Annotated in this window: 21 protein-coding genes and 1 riboswitch; of the genes, 14 read left to right on the forward strand and 7 right to left on the reverse strand. The window is 39.4% G+C overall.

The features are described 5' to 3' along the window. Window positions 1–141 precede the first annotated feature (141 nt). The 4 genes from yunB (at window position 142) to LF822_RS15025 (ending at window position 4,756) form a co-directional block, all read left to right on the forward strand. On the forward strand, window positions 142–915 hold the full coding sequence (gene yunB, locus LF822_RS15010; RefSeq protein ID WP_253924872.1) for a sporulation protein YunB: 774 nt from the start codon (window positions 142–144) through the stop codon (window positions 913–915). 54 nt (window positions 916–969) lie between these two features. Then, window positions 970–1,151: riboswitch (Lysine riboswitch) on the forward strand. Window positions 1,152–1,345: 194 nt separating this feature from the next. Continuing rightward, window positions 1,346–2,893 (forward strand): Na+/H+ antiporter NhaC family protein, encoded by a 1,548-nt coding sequence (locus LF822_RS15015; RefSeq protein ID WP_253924873.1) that lies wholly within the window; start codon window positions 1,346–1,348, stop codon window positions 2,891–2,893. Window positions 2,894–3,123: 230 nt separating this feature from the next. Then, window positions 3,124–4,650 (forward strand): sodium-dependent transporter, encoded by a 1,527-nt coding sequence (locus LF822_RS15020; protein ID WP_253924874.1) that lies wholly within the window; start codon window positions 3,124–3,126, stop codon window positions 4,648–4,650. Window position 4,651: 1 nt separating this feature from the next. After that, window positions 4,652–4,756, forward strand: coding sequence for a methionine/alanine import family NSS transporter small subunit (locus tag LF822_RS15025; protein WP_253924875.1), 105 nt, complete (start codon window positions 4,652–4,654; stop codon window positions 4,754–4,756). 32 nt (window positions 4,757–4,788) lie between these two features. On the opposite strand, the gene LF822_RS15030 is transcribed toward LF822_RS15025, so the two are convergent. Both LF822_RS15030 and LF822_RS15035 read right to left on the reverse strand, forming a co-directional pair. After that, a complete protein-coding gene (locus LF822_RS15030) occupies window positions 4,789–5,730 on the reverse strand; it encodes a M23 family metallopeptidase (RefSeq protein ID WP_253924876.1) in 942 nt (313 codons plus the stop codon). A gap of 25 nt (window positions 5,731–5,755) precedes the next feature. Next, a complete protein-coding gene (locus tag LF822_RS15035) occupies window positions 5,756–6,343 on the reverse strand; it encodes a YhcN/YlaJ family sporulation lipoprotein (protein WP_253924877.1) in 588 nt (195 codons plus the stop codon). Window positions 6,344–6,473: 130 nt separating this feature from the next. On the opposite strand from LF822_RS15035, the gene LF822_RS15040 reads away from it, so the two are divergent. After that, on the forward strand, window positions 6,474–6,746 hold the full coding sequence (locus LF822_RS15040) for a YutD family protein (protein ID WP_253924878.1): 273 nt from the start codon (window positions 6,474–6,476) through the stop codon (window positions 6,744–6,746). A 34-nt stretch (window positions 6,747–6,780) separates the two neighbouring features. Here LF822_RS15040 and LF822_RS15045 read toward each other — a convergent pair whose 3' ends face one another. Together LF822_RS15045 and LF822_RS15050 are read right to left on the reverse strand one after the other, a co-directional pair. After that, the gene (locus LF822_RS15045) at window positions 6,781–7,071 is read right to left on the reverse strand and encodes a cytosolic protein (RefSeq protein WP_253924879.1); all 291 of its coding nucleotides are present in this window, start codon (window positions 7,069–7,071) and stop codon (window positions 6,781–6,783) included. 76 nt (window positions 7,072–7,147) lie between these two features. Continuing rightward, window positions 7,148–7,414, reverse strand: a complete 267-nt coding sequence (locus LF822_RS15050; protein WP_253924880.1) for an SAV0927 family protein — start codon at window positions 7,412–7,414, stop codon at window positions 7,148–7,150. A 53-nt stretch (window positions 7,415–7,467) separates the two neighbouring features. On the opposite strand from LF822_RS15050, the gene LF822_RS15055 reads away from it, so the two are divergent. Both LF822_RS15055 and LF822_RS15060 read left to right on the forward strand, forming a co-directional pair. Continuing rightward, entirely contained in the window at window positions 7,468–7,935 is a 468-nt protein-coding gene (locus tag LF822_RS15055; RefSeq protein ID WP_253924881.1) for a DUF86 domain-containing protein, read from the forward strand. Then, window positions 7,922–8,698 (forward strand): TIGR01457 family HAD-type hydrolase, encoded by a 777-nt coding sequence (locus tag LF822_RS15060; protein ID WP_253924882.1) that lies wholly within the window; start codon window positions 7,922–7,924, stop codon window positions 8,696–8,698. The genes LF822_RS15055 and LF822_RS15060 overlap by 14 nt, the downstream gene beginning before the upstream one ends. A gap of 529 nt (window positions 8,699–9,227) precedes the next feature. Here the strand turns inward: LF822_RS15060 and LF822_RS15065 are convergent. Continuing rightward, window positions 9,228–9,734, reverse strand: a complete 507-nt coding sequence (locus LF822_RS15065; protein ID WP_253924883.1) for a phosphatidylglycerophosphatase A family protein — start codon at window positions 9,732–9,734, stop codon at window positions 9,228–9,230. Between the two features lie 233 nt (window positions 9,735–9,967). Here LF822_RS15065 and LF822_RS15070 point away from each other — a divergent pair, with 233 nt between their 5' ends. Continuing rightward, the gene (locus LF822_RS15070) at window positions 9,968–10,936 is read left to right on the forward strand and encodes a 2-hydroxyacid dehydrogenase (RefSeq protein ID WP_253924884.1); all 969 of its coding nucleotides are present in this window, start codon (window positions 9,968–9,970) and stop codon (window positions 10,934–10,936) included. Window positions 10,937–10,983: 47 nt separating this feature from the next. Here LF822_RS15070 and LF822_RS15075 read toward each other — a convergent pair whose 3' ends face one another. Then, a complete protein-coding gene (locus LF822_RS15075) occupies window positions 10,984–11,205 on the reverse strand; it encodes a NifU family protein (RefSeq protein WP_101843185.1) in 222 nt (73 codons plus the stop codon). A 162-nt stretch (window positions 11,206–11,367) separates the two neighbouring features. On the opposite strand from LF822_RS15075, the gene LF822_RS15080 reads away from it, so the two are divergent. The 3 genes from LF822_RS15080 to LF822_RS15090 all read left to right on the forward strand — a co-directional run bounded on the left by LF822_RS15080 (window position 11,368) and on the right by LF822_RS15090 (window position 12,506). Next, window positions 11,368–11,694: a YuzD family protein gene (locus LF822_RS15080; protein ID WP_253924885.1), complete on the forward strand. Its 327-nt coding sequence runs from the start codon at window positions 11,368–11,370 to the stop codon at window positions 11,692–11,694. Between the two features lie 88 nt (window positions 11,695–11,782). Next, entirely contained in the window at window positions 11,783–12,019 is a 237-nt protein-coding gene (locus tag LF822_RS15085; protein ID WP_253924886.1) for a YuzB family protein, read from the forward strand. 124 nt (window positions 12,020–12,143) lie between these two features. Continuing rightward, the gene (locus LF822_RS15090) at window positions 12,144–12,506 is read left to right on the forward strand and encodes a HesB/IscA family protein (protein ID WP_253924887.1); all 363 of its coding nucleotides are present in this window, start codon (window positions 12,144–12,146) and stop codon (window positions 12,504–12,506) included. Between the two features lie 46 nt (window positions 12,507–12,552). Here the strand turns inward: LF822_RS15090 and LF822_RS15095 are convergent, their stop codons facing one another. Continuing rightward, window positions 12,553–13,545: an NAD(P)/FAD-dependent oxidoreductase gene (locus tag LF822_RS15095; RefSeq protein WP_371925916.1), complete on the reverse strand. Its 993-nt coding sequence runs from the start codon at window positions 13,543–13,545 to the stop codon at window positions 12,553–12,555. Window positions 13,546–13,835: 290 nt separating this feature from the next. On the opposite strand from LF822_RS15095, the gene LF822_RS15100 reads away from it, so the two are divergent. From LF822_RS15100 to LF822_RS15110, 3 genes are all read left to right on the forward strand, one after another. Beyond that, window positions 13,836–15,056 carry an NAD(P)/FAD-dependent oxidoreductase gene (locus LF822_RS15100; RefSeq protein ID WP_253924889.1) on the forward strand — a complete coding sequence of 407 codons (1,221 nt, stop codon included), beginning with the start codon at window positions 13,836–13,838 and terminating at the stop codon, window positions 15,054–15,056. A gap of 66 nt (window positions 15,057–15,122) precedes the next feature. Then, complete coding sequence (locus tag LF822_RS15105; RefSeq protein ID WP_253924890.1) at window positions 15,123–15,440, forward strand: YuiB family protein; 318 nt, start codon at window positions 15,123–15,125, stop codon at window positions 15,438–15,440. Window positions 15,441–15,508: 68 nt separating this feature from the next. Beyond that, window positions 15,509–16,138, forward strand: a complete 630-nt coding sequence (locus tag LF822_RS15110) for a 3D domain-containing protein (RefSeq protein ID WP_256522104.1) — start codon at window positions 15,509–15,511, stop codon at window positions 16,136–16,138. The last annotated feature ends 12 nt before the right edge of the window (window positions 16,139–16,150 follow it).

The raw sequence follows: 16,150 nt of genomic DNA on the forward strand, positions 1-16,150 counted from the left end.
CAATGCTTCAATATCTCCTTAAAATTAGAAAACGGATTTTTTGTGTAAGATGAGAAAAATCACAGGCTGTCTTATAACTTCGTTAAGTTAGTTTTAAACCCCTCCGGCTTATCATATAGATAGGGCAGGAGGGGTTGTTTTATGGGGAAAATCAAGGCGAATCCACCTTCATTTGGTAAACGTATCCTCTGGACTTTGATCTTCTTTATTCTTTTTACTGGAATTTGTTTAATTATCATTGATCGCGGCATAACCCCTACATTAGAAGAAATAGCTGAGACTAAAGCCCAGCAATTAGCGAGGGATGCTATTAACGAGGCGGTTAGTAAACAGATTTCGGAAGAGTTGCAATTTGAAGATTTAATTAGAATGGAGAAAGACAATGAAGGTAATGTTGTATACATGGGCTGGAATTCTGTAGTTGTCAATAGAACACTGAGAAATACTACTTTACGGGTGCAGAACTTCTTGAAACGGATGGAGCTAAATGAACTTCCACTTGAAGATACTTCTCTCGATGCTGATATTTTTCCAAATGAAGAGAGTACAGAAGAGATGGGGGAGGAGCCGGCCACTCTTATTGAAATCCCAGTGGGTTTAGCTACAAACAACTCTATCCTGTCAAACTTAGGTCCCAAAGTTCCTGTTCAGCTTCGAGTTATTGGGGATGTTCAGTCTGAATTCAAAAATGAGATCACGGAGTACGGCATTAATTCAGCTCATTTCCAGCTATCAATCAGTTTTACAGTAAGTTTACGTGTGGTGATTCCTTTTTCTACAGAAACCACTGTAGTAGAAAACGACATTCCTATTGATTCAAGTACTATTATGGGAGAAGTGCCTCAATTCTTTAATGAAACAGGAGAAACAGGCGAGCCGCCAAATTTTTCATATCCTATGGATCCCTTGCAATAACAACATTCACCTGTTAAAATGTGAAAGAATTAAATATGCGTGACCTTATCAGATCGGTGAGGTAGAGGTGCAGGCTTCATTAGTATTCAGTGGGAGTGGACAGCTAAGATCACATGAAGAAAGGGGAGACTTGCCGAAGATTATTTAAGTCGTCAGCTTAACTAATCTGGTATATGTCTGAAGAAGAGATATACTGTCATGCAATCAATTTGGGTGCATGGTGCGCTACTGATCGAAATGGAGGATAATCAAATTGCTGTTAAGGCAATGATAGGTTATTTTCTATCATTGTCTTTTTGTATGCTTTTTTATCTGCTGCAAGAGCGATAGCACGAATAGATGTGCTCCACTTTTTCATCCCTCATTTTAATAAAAGTAGCTTTCCACACACCCCGTTTTCATTAAAAGAATAACGGAGGGGAACCACATTATGGAAGGAACAATTTATTCACTTATTCCAGCCCTGCTTATGCTGATTCTTGTGATTGCCACAAGAAAAGTTATTTTATCTTTGGGTGTTGGTATAATTGTCGGTGTATTTATGCTGACACAATTTAATTTAGGGGAAGGTTTCGTACTCATCTGGGAAACGTTCTCTACGATCTTTTACAGTGAAGGTGAACTTAATACCGGTAATTTGTATTTACTAACATTTCTGGTGCTTTTAGGTATCACCACTGCCTTTATGACCGCTTCAGGAGGAAGTCGTGCATTTGGCCGCTGGGCTATAGAGAGAATTAAGACGAGAAAGGGAGCGAAACTGGTCCCGGCTTTATTAGGTATCTTGATATTTATAGATGACTACTTTAATGCACTGGCCGTCGGGCAGGTTGCTCGTCCAGTTACAGATCGTCATAAAATTTCCCGGGCGCAGCTTGCTTATTATATTGATTCTACTTCTGCGCCTATTACGGTGATTTCGCCTATTTCCAGCTGGGGAGCTTATATAATAGGAACAATCGGGTATATTCTCGCAGACAATGGAATTGAAAATTATCAGGCATTAGAAGCATTTATTTTAATGATCCCAGCAAACTTTTATGTGTTTGCCGCATTATTGCTCGTCTTTTTAACTATTTTCTTAAAGCTTGATATTGGTTCTATGAGGAAGCATGAAAATCGGGCATTAGAAACAGGAGAAGTTACGAATCCTGATAAAGGAAATGTTCCCGGAGATTTAAATGATGAATTTAAAGAACATAACAATGGCACAATTGCGCATCTTGTTCTGCCTATTGTGGCTTTAATTGTTGGTACAATAGCGGCTATGATTGTTACAGGAATTCAAAATGGAGATGGGTCAACAAATATTTTAGATATCTTTGAGAATACCGACGTCAACATTTCATTATTTATCGGCGGTCTGGCTTCTGTTTTATTGGCTGCAGTATTGTATATAAAACAGCCGAAGCCTAAATCGGGACTCAGTCATGTAACCTTTGAAGGTATTAAAGCAATGCTGCCCGCTATTTATATTCTCGTTTTTGCCTGGATGATTGGTGATGTTATCGGGCAGCTTGAGACAGGAGAATATTTGGCTGAACGGGTGACACAATCATCTATAGATACTGCTTATTTACCGTTTTTATTATTTATCGTTTCTGGATTTATGGCTTTGTCCACAGGAACATCCTGGGGAACATTTGGAATTATGCTTCCAATTGCAGGAGAAATTGCTGCAGTAACTGACGTTAATCTTGTCCTGCCTGCACTGGCTGCAGTGTTGGCTGGATCGGTGTTTGGAGATCATTGTTCTCCTATATCTGATACTACCATTCTTTCTTCAACAGGTGCGGGGGCAAACCACATCGATCACGTCTTAACTCAACTTCCTTATGCGTTGATTGCCGCATTGGGAGCGTCTATAGGTTATTTATTGTTAGGGCTGACCGGCCAGGTAATGCTTCCGTTACTATTAACACTGGCCGTCGTTTTTGTAGTGGGTATTTCGATTCATTTACTCAATCGCCGGACTTAAATTTAAAAGTGAAATAACAGAACAAAGAAGTGCGACTAAAGTACTTCTTTGTTCTTTTTTTTGAATTTAATGGAAATTTAATAATTTTATAATATTACTTTGACAACCCTATACCATGCGGTTATAATAAAACAGAAATATTCTGAATAAAGTAAAAAATTTGAAACATTCTCTTCTATACAAGCTCATAATATAAAAGGAAGAGAATAGTTTTAAGGGAGGTCTATCACATGGAAAATCGTGCACAATGGGGGACAAGAGCCGGGTTTATTCTGGCCGCTGTCGGGTCTGCAATAGGACTTGGTAACATCTGGCGATTCCCTTCAGTCGCCTACGAAAATGGTGGTGGCGCATTCTTCATTCCGTATTTATTTGCTCTTTTAACAGCTGGTATCCCGTTACTGGTCATGGAATTTACTCTAGGTCATAAGTACCGTGGGTCAGCACCGCTTTCATTTTTCCGTATGAATAAGAAGACAGAATGGCTTGGATGGTGGGCTGTTCTCGTTGCATTTGTGATTTCAACGTATTACGCCGTCATTATTGCCTGGGCAATTTCGTATAGTATTTTTGCCTTTAACCTATCCTGGGGAGAAGACACGGAAGGCTTCTTGTTTAGTGAGTATTTGAATTTATCCGTAGATCCTGGTCAAGCAGGAAGCTTAGTACCTGGTGTCTTAATCCCGCTTATAGCTGTTTGGGTCATCACACTGGGGATTTTATTTAAAGGTGTGAAGAAGGGAATAGAAGTGGCAAATAGGATTTTTATTCCTGCTCTGGTAGTTTTGTTCTTAATCATCGTAATACGGGCAGTCACGCTGCCTGGTGCGGCGGAAGGTCTGCAAAGCTTCTTTGAGCCGAATTTTGAATCCATTACCTCTGGAAGTGTTTGGGTCGCAGCTTATGGACAGATTTTCTTTAGTCTTTCCATTGCATTTGCGATTATGATCACATATTCCAGCTATCTTCCAAAGAAATCAGATATCACGAATAACGCTTTTATTACCGGTTTTAGTAACTCCAGCTTTGAGCTTCTGGCTGGTATCGGTGTATTCGCTGCATTAGGTTTTATGGCATCTCAAGTTAACGTCCCTGTAGAGGAAGTCGTAAGTGGAGGCGTGGGGCTTGCCTTTGTTGTCTTCCCGCAGATTATTAATGAATTCCCTGCTTTAAATGGGCTGTTTGGTTTCTTATTCTTCGTTTCTTTAGTTCTGGCAGGATTGTCTTCATTAATTTCTATTTCTGAGACATATGTTGCAGGACTGAGTGAGAAATTTGGTTTGTCTAGAAAAGCAGCAGTTGGATTAGGAGGCGGAGTCGCTGCTGTTATTTCTCTTCTTTTTGCAACACAGGGTGGTTTATACTTCTTAGACGCTGCCGATTACTTCATTAATCAGTTCGGGGTAGCCTTCGTCGGGTTAGTTGAAGTTGTCGTTATCGCATGGTTTGTTCGTAGTCTTAATGATTTCCAGACTCACGCAAATGGAATTTCTGATTTGCACCTTGGCGGTTGGTGGAAGATCTGCCTCGGATTTATTACACCAATCGTGCTGGGATATATGATGTTCGATCTTTTCAAACAGAATATACTTGGTGAGTTTGATACGGAAACCGGTAACTATGAAGGGTATGGAGATACTTTTATCTTATTCGGTGGATGGGCTGTCGCAGCATTCGCATTGGTAGTTGGTTTCTTAATGACTATAAAACGCTGGGACTCCAAAGCACTTGAAGAACAACACAAGGAGGTAGAGTGATATGACAGCAGGTGCAATTGCTATGATGGTTATTGGAATCGTCGTGATATGGGGAGGACTTGCTGCGAGTATCATGAACGCAGTAAGGAAGTCAAAACAATCATAATTATGAAAATAGCGTCGCACTTTGTGCGGCGCTTAATTATTCCTAACCATCCGTTCCCATCTTTTTAAGTAAGGGTAAGGGTCAAATGACCATTCGTTTTTTCCATTATCCTGATACATGCCATAGTGTAAATGAGGGGGGAACTTTCCAGATGTTCCTGGTGGTCCATATCCCGTTGATCCAACTGAACCGATTACATCTCCTGGCTTGACCACGTCACCCACTTTTTTGTCATCTTCAAATCCACTTAAATGAGCGTAGTAATGGTAAATATTATATATATCCCTGATGCCAATTCTCCAGCCTCCGAACTCATTCCAACCTTTCATTTCAATTACTCCATAAGTAGTGGAGTGCACGGGTACCCCGTAATCTGCAAAAATATCCGTTCCTTCATGAACGCGGCGCCCTCCAAATCCTCGGGCGTCTCCCCACGTATTGTGATATGTGAAATTCGCTGTAATGGGGAGCGGAAAATCTCTGTCTGTTAAAGTAACAGTTTGAAACTTTTCAAAAACTTCTGCTGTATTCATGATTGTCTGTACAGTTAAATCCCGTTTATAGTAATTCCATAAGGCAATTCGTATATCCTCTTCTGAAGTACCGTATGACTGAAGATATTTTCCCAGGCTCCACATAATGTCTTCGTCGTTTGTCATATCCACTTTCTTATTCCCATCTCCTGTATCTCCCCATCCTTGAGGGAAAAAAGAAGGTTCCGTATCAATGCCATTCCAAAATAAAGGATCCGGACGGAAAGCAGTTACCCTTCCTTTAGGAGGATTATCGTGTATTTGTCGCTCGTATTGATCTACAGCAGCCAGATACGTCCAGGGAATCCCGGTAACGGCAGCGGTTTTTTTATATATGGAAGTGCGTTCTATATCTTCCTGCTCAATAGATGCACTAGATGGAGGGGCAGGTATAGAACAAAACACAATAAATACAAAAAATAAACTAAACACCTTCCGCATGTTCTCCGTCCTCCTATCGCCTAAATTAATTTTCTTTTATATTTTCACTATTAATATTTCCTTGAGGAGATTCTTTCATCTTTTCAACGATGCGTTCTACCCCTTCACTATAATTCTCGTCGTATACCGTGGAGTTACTCAGGCTCTGTATATCTCCAAAAGCTGCAGGGTTATCGGATACATATATATGATAAAAGCTGGGAACGAGGGAGTAAGCCGTTTTCTTTACCATATCTGCTGCTTCATCACGACTTTTATCTTCGGGAGCTTGATAGGCGACAAGTATTTCATCATCAGCTACAAGCGTCGCAACATCTTCAAACTCTTTATAACGAAGGATCATTCTTGTGATCATATCAGCTATTTGTTCGCGGTTCACTTTGATTTTATGGTTGGCCTCTGCCTCCTGATCCAGTTGATCTTTCTGAAAGCGAACATATCCTACCTGCCCATTGTTTGAGGGTTCATTGTAATTGTCCATAGCGTTGCCTTCGATCGAGTGATCATTATCTTTTTGGTTTTCCAGTTCCATACCTTCTTTTTTATCTGTGTTACATCCTGTGAGTAAAGCAAAGGGAATTATTAACATCATCACCATTTGATAGATCTTCATGATTCTCATCCTTTGTTCGTTCTTTTCTTTTAGCTTGGACGGAAAATCAATATTGATACAATTTTTTCTGTTCTATTTCCTTGAACAATTGGAAATATGGTACACTAAGTACTAGTTAGAGGTGATTGAATTGATCGAACTGTATGGAAAAAATTATGAATTGATTGAGGATCATAGAGAAGGGTTTCAGGAGGAAGATCTTGAGGCCCGCTTTAGTGATATACTAAGCAAATATGACTTTATCGTTGGAGATTGGGGTTATGGTCAATTACGTTTAAAAGGATTCTATGATGATCAAAACAACAAGGCATCATTTGATACAAAAATCAGTACCTTAGAAGATTATTTATATGAATACTGTAATTTTGGCTGTTCTTACTTTGTATTAAAACGAGTCGATTAATAAGCCGACGTGTGAAATGCACGTCGGTTTATTATTAATGCTCTTCTTCAGATGGTTTAATGTCCTTATCTTTTTCATCGTGGGTAGGGTGTGCTCCAGGCATCCGCCTGGGCAGGTCTTGATGCAGCGATTTATACTCATAATTAAATGCACTGTAATAGCGCTGTTCATCTGTCCATGGTGCACTCTTCTCGTTAGAAACAGGTTTGTCTTTATTTCTAGGTGACCCGTATGGTCCTTCGGGAAGCTGTTCAGGTACTAAAAAATTTCTCTGCGCTTCCACATTAGCGAAGTCTGAGTAACGTTTTTTGTCCTTCTTACTCATGAATAAATAACCTCCTTTCCAAGAGATTGAATAGTGTTCATATTGTCACCTGGGAAGAAAGGTTTATTCAAAAGAACTATAAATATTGATCCAGGCAGTTCCTTAGTTCATCGGCCTGCATCTCACTGATATGAAATACTTGCTCCAGGTGCCCTTTTTCATGTAAAGTTCTATGATTCAGAGAAAAATTATGGTTGCCCAGCAAGTCAACAACTAAAGTATCTTCTTTTAAGTAATCAGCTTTTAAGAAGGCGAATTCAAACCGTCTTCCACTAGCAGAGAAATTTATAAAACGGGTAAAAGCCTGTTCTTGCTGATCTGTAATAACTTTAATTTCACTCATTCTAAATACTCCTTTTCGTTCAAATATTTTATAAAGTGATAGGAGGAAATTTAATGTACTTTGTTAACCGCCAGCATATTGAAAATATCTTACAATACATGGAACAAATAGTAGGAGAGCAGCCAAAGCATTCCACTGAGACACTTGCAGATTGTTTACTGTTAGAACGCATCACACATGTAGTTATCGAAGCCATTATCGACACAGGGAATCAAATGATCGATGGATTTATTATGCGTGATCCGGGGAGCTATGAAGATATTATTGACATCCTCACTGATGAAAAAGTACTGCCAATGAGCCAAATGAATAACTATAAAGAATTCATAAGACTAAGAAAATCTGTCGTCCAGCAATACACGACAGTGAATCATCAAGAGATTATGACCGTATGGGAGAAAGTTTATGATATCCTTCAGCAATTTCCGCGTCTTATAAGAGAATATTTAGACGAGGAACTTGGTCCAGTATCTGCCTTTACAAAAGATGGAGTGAATAAAGAAAAAGATGAAAAACTATAAAGCATATCTAATTGACTTGGACGGCACAATGTACAGAGGGAATGAACGAATCGCCGGTGCTGCAGAATTTATAGATGAATTAAACCGCTTTTCCATTCCTCATTTATTTATAACGAATAATTCTTCTTCCAACCCCGAGGAAGTTGCTTCCAAACTAACGGATATGCAAATAAAAGCAGAGAAAGAACAGATCTTTACTTCAAGTATGGCTACTGCAAGGTATATTCATACAAAAAATCCTGATTCAAAAGCCTATGTGATCGGAGAACAAGGGCTCTTTGACGCGTTAGCAAAAGAAAACATTGAAATTGTTACCCACTCCGCTGATTACGTCGTAATGGGGATAGACCGATTTATCACGTATGAAAAGTTAGCAGAAGCGTGCCTGCAAATAAGAAATGGTGCCTCGTTTATTAGTACGAATAAAGATAAAGCGATTCCGACCGAAAGGGGGCTTGTGCCCGGGAATGGAGCTTTAACATCAGTTGTGGCCGTCAGTACCGGGGTAGAGCCTGTTTATATAGGGAAACCAGAGCCGATTATTATGGAGCAGGCGATTCAAAAGCTTGGTGTTCCTAAAGAGGAAATTTTAATGGTGGGCGATAATTATCAAACTGATATATTAGCAGGCTTACGTGCAAATGTAGATACGTTAATGGTGGAAACAGGGGTAAGTTCGTATGTAAGCATTAAAGAAAACCATCAACAGCCCACCTATTTAGTGGGAAGCCTGGAAGAGTGGAAAATCCACAAGGTGCTCTAATAGCTTTACCTTGTGAATTTTTTTAAAATGGTTAAGTTGTGAATAGTGAGGTAAAAAACAAGCTGACTCCGTATTCATTTATGAGCTCCTGGTATATATCCAGAACACTCAGTTTCGGCATTGGGGCCCGGAAATAACTCATTTACCTGCAGGGGAGCATCAGACTCTGCCTGGTCGTGAACATTCTCTCTGTGGACTGTGTCTTGCTCCTTTATACGCTATAATAAGTAAGGACCAAAAAATATTGTTGTGAACAATAGGTGGATGCCAATAAATAAGTTACAGACCACTCCAGTCTTTTCCTGTTCACAGTAATATCCCCAGTGAATGCAATTATTACTGTATAAACGAATGGACTTGTATCGAAGCTTAAGTAGCCGGGTGTACGTGCGAGTATTTCTTTTTTTACATTCGCTACATTTTCCGATCCATTCATTTGTTGTTATTATCTTACAATTATTCACGAGGTTATGAAGGAATGGTTTCAATGATGAAAAAAAACCACGCAGGAAATTGCGTGGCTTACCAATTAATATTCGTCACCTACAGCGCTGTGAGCTAATCGGCTTGACGCAGCAGCAGCTATAGCTCCTACAATATCGTCTAAAAATGTGTGACATTGCCCGGAGGACTTATCATTAAGTTTTTGTAGTATGCCAGGTTTCTGTTTGTCAATGTACCCATAGTTTGTAAAGCCTATAGAACCGTACACATTTACAATCGAAAACGCTATGATTTCATCAACTCCATAAAGGCCTTCGTCTGCTGCTATTGTGGATTGAAGAGGCTCTTCAAGGTTATTTTTCTCGGCTAACACATCGAGCTGGATACCAGTGATAATAGCATTTTGTACTTCTCGTTTCTTCAGAACTTGATGAACATTAAACCGGCAGTCTTCCATTGTTAAGTCAGGATGATATTTAGATTGTAAGTAATGAACTAATTCGGCCATATCATCTATGGTCACGCCTCTTTCTATCAGCCAGTCTCTGGCTTTCTTTTCAAGCGTACTAACTTTACGATTTTCGTCTCTCACTCTGATGCCCTCCCTTAAGTACGTCAACACTTAAACTTCTTACAAGATGAAAAGCGATAATAGTATTATACCAGAAGTGTATTACAGTTTTCTAAAATTGTGTTATCCGCTTACAAAGCTTTATAATTAAGATATATTAATAATTGGATGATGTTTTTATATGCCGCTAGTCAGCTAAGTTTCAACGATTATGTTTAGTCGAATTCTATAATTAAAAGCAGAGAGGTGAAAGCATGGAGAAACCATATATTTTCATAACAAGAAAACTTCCCGAGAACCTTATAGAAGAATTCAGGGAGCAATTTGATATTAAAATGTGGGAGAGTGAAGACCAGCCTGTTCCACGGAAGGTATTAGAGGATGAGGCTGTGAAAGCGCAAGGCTTATTAACTATGCTGACGGATCAAGTAGATGAAGAGCTGATAAACTCTGCTGAAGACTTAAGAATTGTAGCCAATATGGCTGTAGGATATGACAATATAGACGTAGAGGCAGCTAAAAAGTATAATGTTACAGTTACAAATACACCGGAGGTTTTAACAGACACGACAGCTGATTTAACTTTCACTTTATTATTGACTGCCGCAAGACGTATAGTTGAAGCGGTTGATTACGTAAAGGGCGGAGAGTGGGGGCCATGGTCTCCTTTTCTGCTGGCTGGTTCAGATGTCCATCATAAAAAGTTGGGTATCATTGGTATGGGCCGAATAGGAGAGGCCGTAGCTAAACGTGCATTAGGGTTTGATATGGACGTCGTTTACTATAATAGATCAAGGAAGGAAGAGGTGGAGAAGAAATTAAATATACGCTATGAAGAGTGGTCAGAGTTAATTGCATCCTCTGATTACGTTATATGTCTTGTACCTTTAACAGATCAAACAAAACACTTATTTAATAATCAGGCTTTTAAGGAAATGAAGGACAGTGCGATCTTTGTTAATGCCTCAAGAGGTCCTGTCGTAAATGAACAGCATTTGCTGGAGGCATTGCGAGCGGGGGAAATTCGTGGAGCTGGATTAGATGTGTTTGAAGAAGAACCGATTTCTTCGGCTCATCCACTGCTTGCAATGGACAATGTCGTCTGCCTGCCTCACATTGGCTCTGCAAGTACCGAGACGAGAGAAGCAATGATCGAATTAAGTTTGAAAAATTTGGAAGGTCATTTACTTGGAAACGGAGCATTAACTCCCGTTTATTCATAAAAAATCCGTACACAATATACGTGTACGGATTGGCTGTAAGACCTATTTTAGAAAACCTGTTCTACTTCGTAAATCCCAGGCACTTCTTGAGCTAGAGCACGTTCAATGCCTGCTTTAAGAGTAATAGTAGAACTTGGGCAGTTACCACATGCTCCCATAAGGCGCAGGCGTACAATGCCATCTTCAACGTCAACAAGTTCTACGTCCCCGCCGTCACGAAGTAAAAATGGGCGAAGTTTATTAAGTACTTCTTGAACTTGAGCTTCCATGTTCAATCTTCCCCTTTCGTTATTCTTATTATAAATCGAATTTATTAAAAAATCTATTCATGTCTCACTAAATTTTAAATTGAGAACCATTTTCATTTTAACTTTTTTTTGAAGTTTTGTAAACTTGATGTATCAATAAAGAAGGTAACAGGGGGATTCCATGTGAAAGATAAAGTGCAAATTACTGTTTATGGAGCGGAGCAAAAGTGCGCAAGCTGTGTAAATGCACCAGGGTCTAAGGAAACGTATGAATGGCTGCAGGCTGCAATTCGAAGAAAATACCCGGAAGAACATTTATCTTATCGATATGTTGATATATTTAAAGCTCCACACGATTCGTCTGATCAAGATTATGTAAACCAGATTATGGAGGATGACTTATTTTATCCTTTAGTTCTTGTTAATGGCGAAATTGCGGGAGAAGGTAATCCAAGATTAAAAGACGTTTATACCAGCTTAGAAAAAAATGGTATTCGCCCTTTAGCGTAATATTCTTTGTTAACCTTACCAATATATGTTGAAAAATGATATTATTATGTATGAACTGGGGTTTCATCCGGGTTAAAGAGGTGAGAGGATGAATCCATTAATTGAGTTTTGTGTGAACAATTTAATCAGCGGCTCTGATGTAGCAATGGAAGAGCTTGAGAAAGATCCAGATTTAGATGTCGTGGAATACGGCTGTTTAAGTCACTGCGGCATTTGTTCACAAGGTTTGTTTGCTTTAGTAAACGGAGAACGAGTAATGGCTGATACTGCTGATGAGCTTGTTTCTAATATATATCAACACCTGGAGGAGAACCCCCTGTTTTAAGCGCAGATCGGCTTTTCACCTATGCAGCGGCAGCTGCATAGGTTTATTTAGTATAGTCTATTTATTTGATAAAAAGAATGACAGTTAGTATACTTTTAGTAACGAATGAAAGGAGAGTCTTATCATGATTCTTAATATTACAGATGCGGCCAATCACCAGATTCAGCAGATGGTAAAAGAAGAAGAATCTACAAACGTCAGCCTTCGTTTCGGTGTGAAAGGCGGCGGATGCAGTGGATTGTCGTATGCCATGGGTTTTGAAGATGACATTAATGAAGAATTAGATACGATAGAAGAACACAATGGAATTCCAGTGGTCATTCGAACGCAGGATATTCCGATCATTGAAGGTACAAAAATCGACTTTAAACAAAATATGATGGGCGGCGGGTTTACGATCGATAATCCGAATGCCATTGTATCGTGCGGCTGCGGATCTTCTTTTAAAACAGCTACCAATGAAGGAACGCCGGATCCAAACTGTTAAAGAAAAAAACTCCTCCATCCTGACTCCAGGATGGAGGAGTTTTATTTTAGGAAAACATGCTGGTGGAATGCTTAGGCTGCACCCGGGCATCTGGATCCATATAAGCTTTAGCGTTATTTACTGCTGTTGGACCTTCTCCAAATCCGGAAGCAATTAATTTTACTTTCCCAGGATACGTACAGATATCTCCAGCGGCGTAAATCCCCTTAATGTTGGTTTCCATTTTCGAATTAACTACAATACTGTTCTTTTCAATTTCTAGTTCCCATTCTTTAATTGGCCCCAGAGAAGAAATAAATCCATAATTAACGATAACTTCATCTACATCAATTGTTTTTATTTCATCACCTTTTACTTTATGAAGTTCAACTTGGTTGATCCGGTGATCTCCCGTCATCGTCTCAGGAGTGTAGGGCGTTAGTAAATTAACCTTAGAGTTATTTAATTGTTCAACGCTGTGTTCATGGGCTCTAAACTTGTCACGTCTATGGACAAGATGAACCTGTTTGGCGATAGGTTCCAGCATTAATGCCCAGTCTACTGCAGAATCTCCGCCTCCGCAGATCATTACATTTTTGTCGGCAAATTTATTCATGTCGTCTACATAGTAATGAAGGTTCGTATTTTCGAATTTCTCTGTATCCGCAATTTTTAAGCGTCTCGGTTGAAACGCTCCATTTCCGGCTGTAACCACTATCGTCTTAGTATAGTGTACTTCTTTGTTAGTTGTCAGCTTAAAGGAGTTGTCCTCCAGTCTTTCAATGGTTTGAACTTCCTGCTCTAATGATACCGCAGGTTCAAATGCTAATGCCTGTTCTTTTAAATTGTCCACTAACTCCTGAGCCCCTACTCTTGGAAAACCCGCAACGTCAAATATATATTTTTCAGGGTAGAGAGCTGATAGCTGACCACCCAGGTGAGGTAAGCTTTCAATAATTTTAACACTGGCCTGGCGCATACCACCATAGAAAGCTGTGAATAATCCGGTGGGACCGCCGCCAATAACCGTAATGTCGTAAACTTTATCGCTCATAATCATTGTCCCCCTATTAAAATTCAAATTACACTTTTTCTATTCTATCATAAAAAAGCGTACGATGAGGAGAGAAGATAAAGGGAAAGCGCTTTCTAATTGTTTAAAAATTTAAACTTTTCGGATAAAACGACAAAGGGTTGAAAATATAAAAAAAAACGTCTAATATTGACACTAGAAAACATTTAACGATTTTGTGACAGAAATATATACGAAACGACAGGCTCTTTTTTTATGCAGGATTGTGTGAAACGAGTCACAAGGAAACAAATTAAATAGAGATGGAAGTGATAAGGATGAAAAACCCTAATATTGTCATTCTTGGTGCTGGTTACGGCGGAATTATGACAGCAGTGAAATTACAGAAGAGCCTTGGACCTAATGAAGCCAATATTACTCTAGTAAATAAGCACAGCTATCATTATCAGACAACTTGGCTTCATGAGAATGCAGCTGGAACGCTTCATCATGATCGTACGCGCATCAATATTAAAGATGTTGTGAATACGAGTCAGGTTAATTTTGTTCAGGATACAGTGGCCAGTATTCTTCCTGAAGAGAAGAAGGTTGTCCTTGAAAACGGAGAGCTTTCTTATGATTATTTAGTTATTGGTCTTGGGTTTGAAGCGGCAACATTTGGAATTCCAGGTCTTAAAGAACATGCCTATACGATTAACAGTATTAATAGTGCCCGTCTGCTTCGCCAGCACATTGAATATAACTTTGCAAAATATAATAATGAGGCCGCTCCTAAAGAAGAGCGTTTGAACATTGTTGTCGGCGGTGCCGGATTCACTGGTATAGAGTTTGTAGGTGAGCTTGCTAATCGCATACCTGAACTGTGCAAAGAATATGACATCCCCCGTGAAAAAGTTCGTATCATTAACGTTGAAGCGGCACCAACAGCACTTCCAGGGTTTGATCCTGAACTTGTAGAGTATGCGATGAACTCTCTTGAAGCAAGAGGTGTAGAATTCAAAATTGGTGCTATGATTAAAGAAGTTACTGAAAACAAGCTGGTATTTGAAAAAGATGAGCAGCGTGAAGAGATTGCAACAAACACAGTTGTATGGGCTGCAGGGGTGAGAGGTAACTCTCTTGTTGAAGAATCAGGATTCGAAGCAAACCGCGGCCGTATGCCGGTTGAGCCGGATTTAAGAAGCAAGCAGTACCCTGAAGTATTTATCGTAGGGGATTGTGCTCTTATCTTTAACGAAGAAACAGAGCGCCCTTACCCGCCGACAGCCCAGATCGCTATTCAAATGGCTGAAAATACAGCAGCGAACCTTACAAAACTGGTGAAAGGGGACGACCACATCGAACCGTTTAAACCAGATTTGAAAGGTACAGTCGCTTCTTTAGGACATAATGACGCCATTGGAGTAGTATTTGATGATAAGAAGTTGTTTGGGTGGTCTGCAACGGCAATGAAAAAAGTCATTGATAACAGATATCTTCTTAAACTAGGCGGTCCTAGTTTACTACTGAAAAAAGGAAAGCTGAATTTCTTTAAATAAAGGAAGATGAGAAAAGCAAAGACAGCTGGTCTGTCTTTGCTTTTTTAAAAGTAGGGGGATCTTCTCTTGAATATTGTACAATTTGCTGTTTCCATGCTTCTGTTTTTTGTGCTCTTTTTTGGTATTGGATTTTTATTAAATATGATTTTGCGTTCTTCCTGGATCATGGCTTTCACCTATCCCGTAATCGTTTTACTTATTGTCGATAATTTCAAATCCAGCTTATACTTTACCAATCCCTCAGAAGCCTTTACTACTGTACTTGGATTGCTGGCAAATTTAAAAGCTGTGGATATAGTTATTTTATCAAGTGGGTTTATAGGTACCATTGCCGCGGGTTTAGTAATTAGGTGGCTTAGAAAGAATGGCTATCAAATGTTTTAACCACTGAGCTAGAAGTTGAATAGGAAGTAGATCCATTGGACATGATGAACATCGAGAGGTGATTCATCATGTTTTTAATTTTAAAGAGGCTCACTTTGTGTCTTCTGTTTATTGCGGCTGCTTATAGTACGTGGTACAGCATCTCAAATGTATCAATTAAAGATCTAAATGAGTGGTTTGCAAGTAAAGAAAGGGAAAAAGAGCGGGTAAACTATCATACTTCCATTGAACAGGCAGCAGCTGCACAATCGGCAGTCGATCCAGGTTTAAAAGATGTATTAGACTTGAATCAGTATCCTTCACATAAAGTTACAGCTACAGGGTACACCGCAGGATATGAATCAACTGGTAAAAATGAAGACCATCCTGCGTATGGTATCACTTATTCCGGGGTAGAAGTTACCCGGGATTTATATTCTACAATTGCTGCAGACCCTGAAGTTTTTCCTATAGGTACTGTTCTCTTCATACCTGGCTATGGATATGGTGTCGTTGCGGACACGGGATCTGCGATTAAAGGGAACAGGCTTGATTTATATTATCCTTCGGTAGACGCTGTTTATAATAATTGGGGAAAGCAGGACCTTGAGGTTTATGTAATTGAAAAGGGAGACGGAACTTTACAGCAGGAAGACCTCATTCATTACAATGACAACGATACTTTGGAAGTGTATAGAGAATCGATCTTAAACGAATAAAATCCGGTCTTT

The organism is Halobacillus sp. A5 (assembly GCF_024189315.1).
GTDB lineage: Bacteria > Bacillota > Bacilli > Bacillales > Halobacillaceae > Halobacillus_A.

What these genes read in the sequence shown, in the direction of transcription:
- yunB (WP_253924872.1), top strand. Translation starts at nt 142, where the DNA reads ATGGGGAAAATCAAGGCGAATCCACCTTCATTTGGTAAACGTATCCTC.
- LF822_RS15015 (WP_253924873.1), top strand. Translation starts at nt 1,346, where the DNA reads ATGGAAGGAACAATTTATTCACTTATTCCAGCCCTGCTTATGCTGATT.
- LF822_RS15020 (WP_253924874.1), top strand. Translation starts at nt 3,124, where the DNA reads ATGGAAAATCGTGCACAATGGGGGACAAGAGCCGGGTTTATTCTGGCC.
- LF822_RS15025 (WP_253924875.1), top strand. Translation starts at nt 4,652, where the DNA reads ATGACAGCAGGTGCAATTGCTATGATGGTTATTGGAATCGTCGTGATA.
- LF822_RS15030 (WP_253924876.1), bottom strand. Translation starts at nt 5,730, where the DNA reads ATGCGGAAGGTGTTTAGTTTATTTTTTGTATTTATTGTGTTTTGTTCT.
- LF822_RS15035 (WP_253924877.1), bottom strand. Translation starts at nt 6,343, where the DNA reads ATGAAGATCTATCAAATGGTGATGATGTTAATAATTCCCTTTGCTTTA.
- LF822_RS15045 (WP_253924879.1), bottom strand. Translation starts at nt 7,071, where the DNA reads ATGAGTAAGAAGGACAAAAAACGTTACTCAGACTTCGCTAATGTGGAA.
- LF822_RS15050 (WP_253924880.1), bottom strand. Translation starts at nt 7,414, where the DNA reads ATGAGTGAAATTAAAGTTATTACAGATCAGCAAGAACAGGCTTTTACC.
- LF822_RS15055 (WP_253924881.1), top strand. Translation starts at nt 7,468, where the DNA reads ATGTACTTTGTTAACCGCCAGCATATTGAAAATATCTTACAATACATG.
- LF822_RS15060 (WP_253924882.1), top strand. Translation starts at nt 7,922, where the DNA reads ATGAAAAACTATAAAGCATATCTAATTGACTTGGACGGCACAATGTAC.
- LF822_RS15070 (WP_253924884.1), top strand. Translation starts at nt 9,968, where the DNA reads ATGGAGAAACCATATATTTTCATAACAAGAAAACTTCCCGAGAACCTT.
- LF822_RS15075 (WP_101843185.1), bottom strand. Translation starts at nt 11,205, where the DNA reads ATGGAAGCTCAAGTTCAAGAAGTACTTAATAAACTTCGCCCATTTTTA.
- LF822_RS15085 (WP_253924886.1), top strand. Translation starts at nt 11,783, where the DNA reads ATGAATCCATTAATTGAGTTTTGTGTGAACAATTTAATCAGCGGCTCT.
- LF822_RS15090 (WP_253924887.1), top strand. Translation starts at nt 12,144, where the DNA reads ATGATTCTTAATATTACAGATGCGGCCAATCACCAGATTCAGCAGATG.
- LF822_RS15095 (WP_371925916.1), bottom strand. Translation starts at nt 13,545, where the DNA reads ATGATTATGAGCGATAAAGTTTACGACATTACGGTTATTGGCGGCGGT.
- LF822_RS15100 (WP_253924889.1), top strand. Translation starts at nt 13,836, where the DNA reads ATGAAAAACCCTAATATTGTCATTCTTGGTGCTGGTTACGGCGGAATT.
- LF822_RS15110 (WP_256522104.1), top strand. Translation starts at nt 15,509, where the DNA reads ATGTTTTTAATTTTAAAGAGGCTCACTTTGTGTCTTCTGTTTATTGCG.